Source organism: Rhizobium oryzicola (assembly GCF_030504645.1).
In the GTDB taxonomy this organism is placed as follows: Bacteria; Pseudomonadota; Alphaproteobacteria; order Rhizobiales; family Rhizobiaceae; genus Neorhizobium; species Neorhizobium oryzicola.
The window spans coordinates 44,421-57,011 of the sequence record NZ_JAUKWQ010000004.1; the positions used below are offsets into that span (position 1 = coordinate 44,421).

General features: G+C 59.0%; 11 protein-coding genes. All 11 read right to left on the minus strand.

What is annotated here, in order from left to right; translation table 11 throughout:
- Positions 1–152: 152 nt before the first annotated feature.
- On the minus strand, positions 153–359 hold the full coding sequence (locus tag Q2T52_RS13705) for an arginase family protein (protein WP_302077334.1): 207 nt from the start codon (positions 357–359) through the stop codon (positions 153–155).
- A 27-nt stretch (positions 360–386) separates the two neighbouring features.
- Entirely contained in the window at positions 387–752 is a 366-nt protein-coding gene (locus Q2T52_RS13710; protein WP_302077336.1) for a hypothetical protein, read from the minus strand.
- Positions 752–1,648, minus strand: a complete 897-nt coding sequence (locus tag Q2T52_RS13715; RefSeq protein ID WP_302077338.1) for a DODA-type extradiol aromatic ring-opening family dioxygenase — start codon at positions 1,646–1,648, stop codon at positions 752–754. The genes Q2T52_RS13710 and Q2T52_RS13715 overlap by 1 nt, the downstream gene beginning before the upstream one ends.
- A 50-nt stretch (positions 1,649–1,698) precedes the next feature.
- A complete protein-coding gene (locus Q2T52_RS13720) occupies positions 1,699–2,907 on the minus strand; it encodes a CaiB/BaiF CoA transferase family protein (protein WP_302077339.1) in 1,209 nt (402 codons plus the stop codon).
- Positions 2,908–2,918: 11 nt separating this feature from the next.
- The gene (locus Q2T52_RS13725) at positions 2,919–3,731 is read right to left on the minus strand and encodes a citryl-CoA lyase (RefSeq protein ID WP_302077340.1); all 813 of its coding nucleotides are present in this window, start codon (positions 3,729–3,731) and stop codon (positions 2,919–2,921) included.
- A gap of 243 nt (positions 3,732–3,974) precedes the next feature.
- Positions 3,975–4,790: an IclR family transcriptional regulator gene (locus Q2T52_RS13730; RefSeq protein WP_302077341.1), complete on the minus strand. Its 816-nt coding sequence runs from the start codon at positions 4,788–4,790 to the stop codon at positions 3,975–3,977.
- Between the two features lie 391 nt (positions 4,791–5,181).
- Positions 5,182–6,948, minus strand: a complete 1,767-nt coding sequence (mhpA, locus tag Q2T52_RS13735) for a bifunctional 3-(3-hydroxy-phenyl)propionate/3-hydroxycinnamic acid hydroxylase MhpA (protein WP_302077342.1) — start codon at positions 6,946–6,948, stop codon at positions 5,182–5,184.
- Positions 6,949–7,014: 66 nt separating this feature from the next.
- Entirely contained in the window at positions 7,015–8,667 is a 1,653-nt protein-coding gene (locus Q2T52_RS13740; protein WP_302077343.1) for a CocE/NonD family hydrolase, read from the minus strand.
- A gap of 476 nt (positions 8,668–9,143) precedes the next feature.
- Positions 9,144–10,400 carry a glycerate kinase type-2 family protein gene (locus Q2T52_RS13745; protein ID WP_302077344.1) on the minus strand — a complete coding sequence of 419 codons (1,257 nt, stop codon included), beginning with the start codon at positions 10,398–10,400 and terminating at the stop codon, positions 9,144–9,146.
- Positions 10,397–11,413, minus strand: a complete 1,017-nt coding sequence (locus Q2T52_RS13750) for a LacI family DNA-binding transcriptional regulator (protein WP_302077345.1) — start codon at positions 11,411–11,413, stop codon at positions 10,397–10,399. Before Q2T52_RS13750 ends, Q2T52_RS13745 begins: the two co-directional genes overlap by 4 nt.
- Before the next feature lie 9 nt (positions 11,414–11,422).
- Positions 11,423–12,586 (minus strand): dihydrodipicolinate synthase family protein, encoded by a 1,164-nt coding sequence (locus Q2T52_RS13755; protein ID WP_302077346.1) that lies wholly within the window; start codon positions 12,584–12,586, stop codon positions 11,423–11,425.
- Between the last annotated feature and the right edge of the window lie 5 nt (positions 12,587–12,591).

Genomic DNA, 12,591 nt, shown 5'->3' on the forward strand with positions numbered 1-12,591 from the left:
GCGGTTGATTTGGCGAGGGTTGCGGGAAGCAGAGACAGACTCAATGCCGGAGGTCACACGGGTCTGCGCACGAGGGGGCCATCGGCAGCACGTGTCAAACGTTGACGGGACTAGTCGCAGATATGCGCTTTACGAAGTGAAGTTCCGGTTTATTACCGCGGCTTGGAGGATTTACCCGCTCTTGCCCTTTCAGCGAGATAGAACCGAGGTGCCATCGAAGGGTCGGTCGAATCGATGTCGAAGGTGAGATAGGCCGGAGGGCCGCCGCAGATATCCTTCACTTCTGCGGTCACCGATTGCGGACCTCGGTCAATAAATCCCTCCATGTAGATGATGCGGACACCTTGGGATTTTGCCACTCATGCTCGCCACGGCGTCCCCAATATCTAAAGCGCCACCGAGGGATATTCCCGACCGAGCCAGTGGGAGAGTTTGCGACCGAATTCGAGTTGAAATGCCAACGGTCCGGAACGGGCTGTGTATTCCTCTTCAAAGACCGCAATGAACAAGGTCAGGTTGAGAAAGAAATGCGCGCCCATTTCGAAGAGAGCAACATAGTCTTGGTTGATCAGGGCCTCGCGCTCTTCCGGCGTAAAACTATTGACCGTCGAGATCTCGACCGACGTCATCGTCGGCCCAATGGACTGTTCCCAGGTTTCCACCATGGCGCGCGGACTTGTCCTGTAGCGCTCAAGAAGTTCCGGATCGCGGTCGATCTGGTAAAGAAACTTGTTCACCCAATATTTGCTCATCAGACAGTCTCCTCTACCCTGGCATTTGCCACCCTTGCCGGCTTCTCGCCGTCCGGATACCATGTGAAATAGGCTTCCATTGTGTGGTAAAGATCGAGCGTGTCGGCATAGTCGGCCTTTACCGGCCCAGCCACTCCCATCATCAGGATCATGTTGAGGAACCCCTGTGTGGCATTGCCCGACTGCACCATGCTTTCCAGGGTAACGTTCTCGAAGATCGCCTCGATATCGCCATTGGCAAGCCACGCGACGGCCTTGCGATCAAATTCAGGATCGGGGCCGGAGGGACCGAATTGGCGCGGGCCGCCAAGCTCCAGCGAGAGATGGCCCGTGCCGATGGCAGCCACACGCTTGTCCGAGGGCCATGCCTCAAGGACCTTTCGGATGGCGCGGCCGAGGTTCCAGAACCGTTTCACCGAAGCGAGCGGTGGGACAAAGATGTTGGTGTAAATCGGCACCACCGGAAGGTCGGCGTCGGGTCGCACGGTAATGATCGGGCAGATGATTGAATGATCGATCTTCAGTTCGTGACTGACGGCGAAGTCGAATCCCTCCTCCATGAGCCCCTCATGCATGAAGCGGGAAAAATCTTCATGCCCCTCCAACACATATTTCGGAATGCCAAACTCCCGCTCCTCGTTATAAAAGGTCGCGTCGTAGCGCGGCGCCTTGCCGATGAGGAAGGTTGGGTAATTATCAAGGAAGAACTGATGGAAATGGTCGGAACCGACCATGACCAGAATGTCCGGCTTCGCCGCCGTCAGAGTCTCGCGATAAGCCTCGACCTTACGCTTCCATTCCGCAGCCTGCGGGATCTGTTTTTCCTTCGGCGCAGTGGTCGCCTTTAGATAAAACGGATGATGGGTCGACGCCAGTGTAGCCACCAGTTTTGCCATATTTCCTCCTCCCTGCCCGGCCCTCCGCCGGAGAAATACGAACTTGAATTCTATGCGAGTGGGTACGCAAGCCTTTGCTGATCGCCGGCCTCCAAGTCCTGTTGCGCCAGCGGCCACGCGCCTGGTCTTGTACGAAGCAGGCTGCGGATTGTTTCGCCGTCTTCATCGATGCGGGGCGCAGCCTTGACCTCATTCTGGCATTCGCCGTCGAAGCGATGCGGAGGGCGCACGGAGAATTCGGCGCCCTCGCGACGTGCCGTCACCGGCACGATCATGCCGAGATGCTTTGCCTGCGGGTCTTCCACGACGTCCGGGATGGTGTTGACTGGTGCGAGGGGTACGTCGAAGCCGGCAAAGCGCTCCAACCACTCCGCCCGGTCGCGACTGCGAAAGACGATTGCGAGTTCGCGACGCAGTTCCTCATAATTGTCAATGCGCTTGGTCCGAATGTCGAACCGCGGGTCACTGGCGAGATGGCGGCAACCGGCCGCCTCCACCAACGCGTCCCAAAATTTATCGAGCGAAGACAGATGGAAGGCAACGAGCTTGCCGTCGCGGCACGGCACCATGAAGGCCTGGGCCAAACGCGGCCGATCGCTGGAAACAGGAACCTCGCCAAGAGCAAAATAGCCCATGAACGGCTCGACGGCAAAATGCATCATGGCCTCCAGCATGGAGATTTCCACGAACCTACCCTTGCCGGTGCGCGCCTTTTCCACCAGTGCTGCGGCAATCCCGAGGGAGGCGTACAGGCCGGTGATCGCATCGGCCAGTGCTGGCCCCATGAAACGTGGGTCCTGCGGGTCGATGATAACACTCAGAAAGCCCGATACCGCCTGGGCAACAGAATCATAGACCGGTCGGTGCGAATACGGTCCGTCTGGTCCGAAACCGCTGATCGAGCAATAGATCAGGCCAGGATTGATCTGTTTGAGCGTATCGTACTCTGCACCGATGCGCGACGCCACGCCCGGCCTGAAGTTCTGGATATAGACGTCTGCATTGCGGATCAGGTCATAGAAGACCTCGCGGTCTTCATCGCGCTTCAGGTCCAATCCGATGGCCCGCTTGTTGCGGTTATAGGCCTGGAAGTGGGCGCTGTAATAGCCGCTCTTGAAGCTGCGATACGGATCGCCATTGCCCGCGCTTTCAACCTTGATAACGTCGGCACCAAGATCGGCCAGCATCATGCTGCAGCAGGGACCAGTGATGAAGGTACCTTGCTCGACTATGCGAACATCGTTCAGGATTTTCGGCATTTCGGCCCTCCTCAATTCTCGTTGGCGACGAAGCCGTCCGGAGCCGGACCGTCATACTCGATGGCTGCAGCCGCGGCATGCGACATAATGAACCCGATCGGACGGGTCTGTTCCTCGAGCAGATGCCCGATAAGACCTGCCGTTCGCGCCAGCAGCGGAACGCCCTTGAGGGCCAGAAGCGGATAGCCGGCATCCAGAAGGACGCAGGGAATAGCGCTCGACACGTTCATCATCAGCGCCTTGCCGACGATGTCGGGAAGAACAGCCTCGACAGCTTTGGCAACCTGACAATAAGTGCCGGAAACCTCCGTATCCTCAGCAAGCGCCAGGAGTCGTTCGGCACGAGGGTCGCGCCCCTTGTGCAGGGGATGGCCATAACCGGGAATGGCACGCCGCTCTGCCCGGTAGGCTCGGACAACGAATTCCGCAGCATCAGTCAGAGAAGCGGACTTCTCCTCACTTTCCACGACGATCTCATGAAAGAAACGACCGGCGGCTTCGGAAGCGCCGAGAATGACCGAGCCGCAACCCAAAAGCCCCGCAGCGACCGCGCCCTGTATAGCCTCCGGCGATGCCGCAAGCGTCATCCGCGCGGCCTGCACCGACGGTACGAGACCATGCTCGGCGATGGCGACCAAGGTCGCATCCAGGATACGCCGCTGCTTTGCATCGGGAAGGGAACCGGCAATCAGCAACCAGGTATATTCCGTGAACGAAACCGAGCCGATGAGACCATCCACCAGATCGTGCCCGCGCACGATGATCGTTTCCGGGTTCGATGTGCATATCGATTGATAGGGGGCCGATTGCTTGCCGATCTTCATGCTGCATCCTCAAGATAGATGAGGCCGCATCGCGGATCGCGCGCCAGAGGAGGATGCTGGGTGTTCCCCGCCCGCCCTCAAACGCTTCGCGGCACCAAAAACTGGCACGATCCGCGCTACATCCTCCCACTTCAATTATTCGCTTGGCGAATTTATATTCTTATATTGAATTGTTACGCGTTGAGATGTCAAGTCCGGTTGCGGCAAAACTGAACGTGGAGATCTGAATACCGATCACATCGGCTATTTTAGCGTTCCAATCGCGGGGGTCAGCGAGTGCAGAAGCGCAGGCATGCGGCTGAAAAGCTGGGAAATCCGATTTGCGGCAAGCCTCAATTCGGGCAGCCGCTGTTGCAGAAGCTCTTCAGAAGTCAGGCGCGGTGTATAGCCGGAACTGTTGATGGCACAGACGGTCCGCCCCGTGGCATCCTTCACCGGTACAGCAATCGCCGTAATGCCGTAATCCAATTGGTCGACGGTGATGGAATAGCCCTTTACCCGGACATCGGCGAGAATGTCTCGAAGGTCGGCCTCCTCGGTGACAGTATAGTCCGTCAATTTGACAGGGTTGAAATCCATGAAATAGCCATTGGCATCATCCGGCGGTAGCGACGCGAGGAGAACTCTGCCCATGGAGGTTGCGAAGGCGGGATAAGTCACGCCCAGACTCGCCGTCCGGCGCACGCCGCGACTTTCGGATATATGCGCGACATAGAGCACATTCATTCCGTCCAAAACTGCCATGTTGGCTGCATCGCCAAACAATGACGTCAAGCGCTGGAGCTCCGGCATGACCGCTTCCTCGACGCCAAACGCGTTCAAATAAGATGAGCCAAGGGAGAGAATGCGGGGAGCGAGCAGGAAATGTTTGTTGTGCCGCCGAATGAAGCCGAGAGCCTCTAATGTCAGAACATTGCGGCGAACGGTGGCGATCGGCATGTCCAGCTTTCGCGAGAGATCCGCGAGTGTCATTTCCGGATCGGCGGCGTCGAAGGCCTCAAGAACCGAAATACCCCGGGCCAGAGCCTCCACGAATTCCGGCGAACTGCGATCTATCATTGCAACCGACTCCTCATCTCCTTTGGGTTCGCATAATGAATTGACACGGACAAGGTCACAACACGCCTCGCTAAGAAGTTTATGTTTGCCTAGCGAATTTGAAACTGAGGGAGAGCGGTGACTAAACAGGGCGATCGGACCTCCAGCTTACAACACCAACGACCTTTCCAGGTGGCAGTCTCGATCACTCTCCACAATTTGACAGATGGAGACAAACGGCCGCAGTGGACCAGTCCTCCGATCCTTCTCGCTGCATGCTTGCTAAACGCAAGACGGATCCGCTCGCGCTGCAGGTCGTATTAAGGATCTGCAGATTAAGTCAGTTGGCAGGCCTCGGATCGCATAACGAACGTCAATTTTGGCGTCGTCCCTCCCGAATTGCCTCAATGGGTCAGATGGCACGATCACGTGCCGGGCTTGGTGCGTCTCTCCTCAGAGCAACGCCCGAAGCCTTGTGGACGCCGAGATCTCTCAGCAACTGCTGGAGAATGTCCCGTAGACAGGTCGCATCCCGTGCAACCCCGTAAAGGTAGAAGTCGGGGCGCGCAACAAGACTGCTCAAGCCGCTCGACCTGAAAAATGCTTCATACTTCCCGGTGACGTCCTCAAGCGCTTTCGAAGAGGCGCTGGCAGGACGCTGCGCATGAACCGCTACGAAATTCGCACCGAGGCCTTCCAGTTGATCAACCATCTCTTGGGGCAACTTCTCACGCGGATTGTGTTCCCAGCCGATAATGGAGAAACCCGCGCCGACAATCGCGTCATAAGGGCCGCTTGTGGACTTTGCGGAGACCTGTCCATGAACACAAAGCTGTCCAGCTAAGGGCGACAGATATCCCCGTGGCTGGTAAAGAAGACCGGTCTTAAGGTCCGGGAACTTCGGGGGCGGCGGCGCGAGCCCCGAGAGGAATATTTGATCTCTTGCAGCTGCTTCTGCCTCGTCGGCGACGCAGATGATCTTTCCAAGTTGAACGGAAAGGTTGATCACTTCCGTCACATGGTCTTTCCGCTCCTCGCTGTAACTGTCTAGGATGGCTGCATCAGCCTTCCTAGACAGGACAAGATCGAGCCTCCAAGTCAGGTTCCAGGCATCCCTCAATCCTGAGCACATGCCCTGTCCCATAAATGGAGGCATCAAATGTGCAGCATCCCCTACAAGAAGAACCCGACCATTCCTCCAGTTCGCTGCAACCCGCGAACGAAATGTATAGACGGCGTGCCTGATGAGCTGCGCCTCGTGAGGACCGACCCAGGGGGACAACAATGACCAGACCTTTTCCGGCTGTTGCAGTTCCTCCATTGTCTCGCTCGGCAGACGCATGAACTCCCAACGCCGATGTCGACGACCATTTTCAATTCCGCCCGGAACAAATGTGGTCGGCCGGGAAGGTTTGCAACTCTGACCTGCTTCAGGAACCCGCAGTTCGACACCTTCGTTCGGCAGCACGTCGACGACCAACCAGTCAGCTTGAAAGCCCAGGTCCTGCCATTCGATGCCACTCTGCTCCCGAACCTGGCTGTTGGCTCCGTCTGCGCCAATAAGAAACTTTGCTGAAATCGTTTTCGTTTGCTCGGGATTGACGCGCTGGCGTATGCGTAGCTTGATGCCATCCCCGTCCTGATTGAAGTCGATCATCTCCCAGCCGGAATTGATCTGGACGTCAGATACTCGGCGAACCTCACGATCCATTATCGCTTCAAGCGACGGCTGATGGAAGAAATAGGCCTCCGGCCCTCCCGAGACCGATTCCACGGTCCAATCGATGTCGAGCAGCATCTGGCCTTGCGCACCGAACCACTGGTATCGCGGTGAAGGCGCAGACACTTTTGCGAGTTCATCGCCAAGACCGAGGGAATTCATAACCCTTCGTATCTCATGATCCATACAGACTGCACGCGGAAAGGGATAAGGTTCGTCCCATCGTTCAACGATGAACACCGAGTATCCCCGTCTGGACAGCATCAGGGCCAAACCCTTACCCACCGGGCCATAGCCTACAATGGCGACGTCGAAAGTGTCATTTCCCATGTCTTCAAACTCCTCCCACCCGCTGACAACGGGGAGCTTCTCAAATTCTTGACCATCGATCCTCAAGACATGACGATCGGAGATCCTGCAAACTTTCGAAAACCGCGCAGCCTGTCCCTTTTCAGCCATAGGCGTTGCCACCGGACATCCGAATCGGGTCCCAACGTTCCCTGCGGTCGAGTTAGCGGCAGATCGTCAAGAGATGACAGGCACGAGCAACCTTGACGGAAACTCCGGTCCGGTGTGGATACAGCAACTACCCTTTTTGAGCGTGTCCCACTGGCGTGTCTCCCCGCCTTCCCATTGTCCCGGAATGGACCAGGACTGGATCAAGAGACGCAACGTCTCTCCGACCTGGAACGTCGTGCCTGATGGCATCAACGGGACATTCACTTCCGTTACTTGCCCCGGAACCAGTGGAGAAGAGGTCGACAAGTCGAGAACGGGGCGCCATTCAGTTGAGCGCGCACTGTTCAGCCTGCGCTTGGAGGCTCGGAGCCAGCCGCGCGTGACTGGCCCGTTTGCATTGCCGCCGGAAGCACTGAAGAAATAGACCTTGTTTCCGTGGGCATCGATTTTCTCGATGCCCACGAAAATGTCGGCATCATCGCTGTCCTGAACCTCGATAAACAGCTTCAGCGCCATGTGCCCGACAAGTGTCGTCGGCGTCTTGAACTTCAGATCGAACGAAAGTGAATTTTGCGGATCGCCAGCATGCGTCGCTGTAATGGGTTTGGTAGCGGACGATGCCACCAGATCAGCGCTCAGAGCGGCTCTTTCCGCATCAAGATACAAAGTATCGTAGGACGTGGCAGGGAGCGGCCAGTCATCAGCGGTGACAACCACATAGTCAAAGCGACTATTGTTGATCTCCAGTCGGACAGCAGGTTGATTTTGGAATGCGGAGGCATCGCCTTTCAGAAAGCGATCGAGAAACGCCCGCTGATATTCAAGCTCGTTCTTTCCATAAAACGCACCCCACTTCTGCCGACGATGGCCATAGAGCCACTTGTCCTTGGATGCGATGCGGGTGAATGCGTCAAATGTATCCCAGGTATGCAGCTCCTGATCCGAAAAGCTCGCGCATATCAAGGCCGGAATGCTGATCTTCGTCGTGTCATATTTCCAATCGAACAACAACCGCTCCGGTCCGTGTGCCGCATGATTGACGTTGGGACCGATCCATTGGCTCTTAAGCCAGCCTGGGAACGCGGTCTCGGGAATGCCGCCATATCCGCCCGCCGGACCCGATTCGTTGATTCCTTCCCAGGGAATGATTGCTTTGAGAGCGCTTGGCGCGGGGTCTTTCGCCGCGATCCACTGGGTGGCACACAATGCCGAGACCCCGGACATGCCAATGCTGCCGCTGCACCATGACTGCCTGGCGAGCCACGAGATGATGTCATGCCAGCGCTCCTCCAGCGGCGGATCAAGCGTAGGATTGGACTCAGATCTTCCCATTCCGGGGTGATCGACGAGGACAACCACATAGCCATGCGGCACCCAATAGCCTGGGTCCGGCGCTTCAAACGCTGTATGGTCGGAAATGCGCACGCTGCCGAGGTAGAAGCCGCCGCCTGGAACATTGCCGACAGGTGCATCCCTGAAGTTGTTCCATTGATCATAATTGTCTTTGCCATAGGGTGTCGACGTGACGATGACTGGCGCAGCCGGCGCTCCCGGCCGTCGAAACACGTTTGCCGCGAGGCGGATACCGTCGCGCATCGGAATCAGCACCTCTTCCAGCGTAATATCGCTGGGCAGTGAATATGTCTCCAAATCGAAGGGGTGGTCCTCCAGATAGTTCGGCTCTCTGCGCGCCTCCACGGAAGGTGTTACCGCGTTCATTCTGTCCTCCCTGATAAACTCAAATCCCGCAAGCTCTGGCTTACTCTGCCCCGCGGCCTCCTCCGCCGCTTAGCAATAATTCGTTAGACGAATAATTATTCGCATTTTGAGTGACGGCGTGTCGTTTGTCAATGAGGTCCGTCAACATCGCAGAACGACCGGTGAAATTCAGCCTGCTGTTCGCCGATCAGATCCGACAGCGCTCAAAGTGCAACTTTGCCCACAAGTTACCATTCGATGAAGTAGTGGTAACGAACAAGGGATCTGGTCACCGCCGATCATCGCCAGCTTCATGCTCACGCCATCTTGATCCGGCGAGAAATCGCTTTTGGCTGAGTTATAAATTCCAGCAGAAAAGCTGTCGCGTCTCAAAATCGATAAAGGCGACGTCGCCGTTCGACGATCCCGAGATGTTCTATAACCCGAAAGGCAAACACATTAGTCACCCCTGTCCAAGGAAACCAACCGGCTATCGCTCAGCGGCATATAGATATCGCTCGGAAATCATTGACATTGGTCAGCGTCGGGCCTGTCACGACCTGGCCGTCGATGGCGGCGAAAAAGCTGTGAGCATCGTTGGCGGCAAGCGCCAAGTCGGGATCGACACCGGTAGCCCTGGCCACATTGAGCGTCCGCGGCCCGATCACCGCGCCCGCCACCTCCGCCGCGCCATCGACACCGTCCGTATCGCAGGCAATCGCGTGAATGCCGTCTGTTCCCTTCAAAGCAATCGCCAGCGCGAGGCAGAATTCCGCATTCGGCCCGCCGACGCCGTTGCCGCGCCGGGTGACCGTCAGCTCGCCACCGGAGAGGAGCAGAACAGGTCGGTCGCCAGGGCGAAGCGAGGCGAGAATGTCGAGGGCCAGTTCAGCCTGCGCCCTTGCCACCTCACGGGCTTCGCCCTCCAGCGCATCGCCGAGCAGGCGCACATCGTAGCCTGCCCTCTCTGCCAGTTCGGCAGCGGCGGCGAGCGACTGTTTCGGCGCGGCATAGATGACGTTTTCGACGCGCGCGAGGCGCGGGTCGCTGGGCGCCAGGACACGATGGGGCGCGGCAAGGGCGGCGCGTACGCTCGCCGGAACATCGATCTTCCACTGGTTCAGGATAGCCAGTGCATCGTCCGGCGTCGAGCCATCGCCCACGGTGGGGCCGGAACCGATGAAGGCCGGGTCGTCACCCGGCATATCGGATATCAGAAGCGAGAGCATCCGCGCCGGATAAACCGCCGCGGCCAGCTGCCCGCCCTTCACGTGGCTCAGATGTTTGCGCACCGTGTTCATCCTGTCGATGGGCGCGCCGGAGGCGAGAAGTGCTGCATTGACGGCCTGTTTCTCAGCCAGCGTCACCCCCTCCGCCGGCGCGACCAGCAGCGCGGACGCCCCGCCGGAAATCAGCGCGAGAACGAAATCGCCCTCACCCGCCGTCTTCACAAGTTCGAGCATTCGGGCCGTCGCATTGAGCCCGTTTTCGTCCGGCACGGGATGCGCGGCCTCGACAATCTCGATGCCCCGGCAGGGCCGGCCATAGCCGTAGCGCGTGATGACCAGCCCCTCGCACGGCTCCCACGCCGCCTCGACCGCTTCGCCCATACGCGCACTTGCCTTGCCAGCGCCGACGACGATCACCCGGCCCTTTGGACGTTCTGGCAGGAAGCGGGCGAGCGAGCGCATGGGGTCTGCCACCTCCACCGCCTTGTCGAAGAGCTGCCGCAGAAAGGTTTCGGTAGAATTCATGGGGTCAGCCCGCTCCCGCTAGAGTCACGAACAATCAGTTCCACCGGCGTGCGGTGTTCGCTGATGGGAGTCTGGCTGTCTTCCAGCCAATTGAGTACGGTCGAGGCGACCGCCTCGCCAAATCCAGCGATATCGCAGCGCACCGTGGTCAGTGGTGGATAGACCTGCGCGCATTCTTCGATATCGTCGAAGCCGACGATGCGGAAATCCTCGCCCACCTTCCGCCCGATTCGAGCGCAGCCGGAGAGCAGCCCCAACGCCACCAGGTCGGAGAAACATATGGCCGCGTCAATGTCCGGATGGTCCCGCGTCAGGATCGCCGCCGCCTCGTGGCCGAAGGCGCGGCTGGCGCGACCGGACAGAACGAAGGGCTCTATCCCCGCTTCCGCCATGACCTCGAAATAACCGGACATGCGCTCCTGAGCCACCGCCCGGCCCTCAAGACCGCCGACGAAAGCAACACGGCGCGCGCCGCCGTTGACGAGATGCTGAGCGGCAAGCCGGCTGCCGGAGAGATAGTCGGGCGCCGAGAAGGGAAACAGCCCGATGCGCGGATCGACCTTGCGCAGCACCTGCATGGTCGGAATGTTAGCCCGCGCGATTGCATCAAAGGTTACCGCCTCCTCGCAATAGGCCGGCGAGATGATCAACGCCGACACCCCATGCTCGATGATAGCGGAAACAACCTGGGCCTGAATGGCAGGATCTTCATCCGTATTGGCGAGTACCGTCGCATAGCCGCGCGCCGAAAGCGCCATCTGCAGGGAGGTGGCGAATTCGGTAAAGAATGGGTTTCTCAGGTCATTGATCACGACGCCAATGAGGCCGACATTGGCCGAGCGCAGGTTGGCAGCCGAGCGATTGTAGACATAACCGAGCTTATCCATCGCCTCGCGGACCAGAACGCGCTTTTCCTCCCGCACCAGCGGGCTTTGCTGCAACACAAGGCTGACGGTCGATTTCGACACCCCCGCCTCGCGCGCCACATCGACAATGGTCGGTCTGCGCTCCATCCGGCGAACCTATTCGATTCCGTGGAGCGCAAGCAAGGTACGCATCCTGTGGACGGCGAGATCCGGCTTGGCCAGAAGACCCGCCTGATCCGCCAGCCGGAAGACTTCTGCGTAATGGGTAATGTCGCGGCTCGACTGGAACCCGGCCGGCATGATGAAATGGGTCTGGTATCCGTTGAGCCAGGACAGGAAGGCAATGCCCGCCTTGTAGAACCGCGTTGGCGCGCGGAAAATCTCCCGGCTCAGCGGCACCGTCGGCGCGAAGAGCCGGTGGTAGGTCTCCCTGTCGCCTTGCGCCAATGCTTCGAGCGCCTGGGCCGCCGCCGGAGCGATGGCGGCGAATATGCCGAGCAGCGCATGCGAATAATGCTGCCCATCGTCTTCAATCAGCGCCGCATAGTTGAAGTCGTCGCCCGTATAGAGCCGGACGCCGGCGGGAAGCCGCGCCCGGAAGGCCTCCTCATGCGCCTGGTCCAGCAGCGAGATCTTGATGCCGTCGACTTTCGCCGGATTTTCGCCGATCAGATCGAGCACGAAGTCGCTCGCCTCCGCGACATCGCTCGTACCCCAATAGCCGGCAAGCGCCGGATCGAACATGTCGCCGAGCCAATGCAGGATGACGGGCTCCGCCGCGCCATCGATCAGCCGGCGATAGACGCTGCGGTAGATGTCGCGACCTGCCCCGATGGCGGTAAAGGCGCGCGAGGCCATGAGGATCAGCTGACCACCCGCGGCTTCGATGGCTGAAGCCTGCGTTTCGTAAGCCGCGAGGATCGCGTCAGCGTCCCTGAGATCGGCAAGCGCAACGTGATCCGTGCCCGCCCCGCAGGCCACGCGCGGCTTTTGGCTGTGCGCTTTCGCGGCCGCCATAGTCCGCTTGATCAGTTCCTTCGCGGTGAGCCAGTCGACGCCCATGCCGCGTTGCGCCGTGTCCATCGCTTCGGCAAGACCTAGACCCTGGTCCCAGAGCCCCTGCCGGAAAGCGAGCGTCGCATCCCAGTCAACGGCGGGCCGCGTGTCCCACGGGCTGCGTTCGCGCAAGGGATCGGAGACCACATGGGCAGCGGCAAAGGCGGTGCGTGTCAAGGGAATGCGCGGTGCGCGCGGGATCAGCGGCGTACCGATCAGCGCATAGGCTTCGAGCGTGTGATCGGCCTTCGGGAGTTTCAGCATGGGTG

What these genes read in the sequence shown, in the direction of transcription:
- Q2T52_RS13725 (WP_302077340.1), bottom strand. Translation starts at nt 3,731, where the DNA reads ATGAAGATCGGCAAGCAATCGGCCCCCTATCAATCGATATGCACATCG.
- Q2T52_RS13715 (WP_302077338.1), bottom strand. Translation starts at nt 1,648, where the DNA reads ATGGCAAAACTGGTGGCTACACTGGCGTCGACCCATCATCCGTTTTAT.
- Q2T52_RS13720 (WP_302077339.1), bottom strand. Translation starts at nt 2,907, where the DNA reads ATGCCGAAAATCCTGAACGATGTTCGCATAGTCGAGCAAGGTACCTTC.
- Q2T52_RS13710 (WP_302077336.1), bottom strand. Translation starts at nt 752, where the DNA reads ATGAGCAAATATTGGGTGAACAAGTTTCTTTACCAGATCGACCGCGAT.
- Q2T52_RS13750 (WP_302077345.1), bottom strand. Translation starts at nt 11,413, where the DNA reads ATGGAGCGCAGACCGACCATTGTCGATGTGGCGCGCGAGGCGGGGGTG.
- Q2T52_RS13755 (WP_302077346.1), bottom strand. Translation starts at nt 12,586, where the DNA reads ATGCTGAAACTCCCGAAGGCCGATCACACGCTCGAAGCCTATGCGCTG.
- Q2T52_RS13745 (WP_302077344.1), bottom strand. Translation starts at nt 10,400, where the DNA reads ATGAATTCTACCGAAACCTTTCTGCGGCAGCTCTTCGACAAGGCGGTG.
- Q2T52_RS13730 (WP_302077341.1), bottom strand. Translation starts at nt 4,790, where the DNA reads ATGATAGATCGCAGTTCGCCGGAATTCGTGGAGGCTCTGGCCCGGGGT.
- Q2T52_RS13740 (WP_302077343.1), bottom strand. Translation starts at nt 8,667, where the DNA reads ATGAACGCGGTAACACCTTCCGTGGAGGCGCGCAGAGAGCCGAACTAT.
- mhpA (WP_302077342.1), bottom strand. Translation starts at nt 6,948, where the DNA reads ATGGCTGAAAAGGGACAGGCTGCGCGGTTTTCGAAAGTTTGCAGGATC.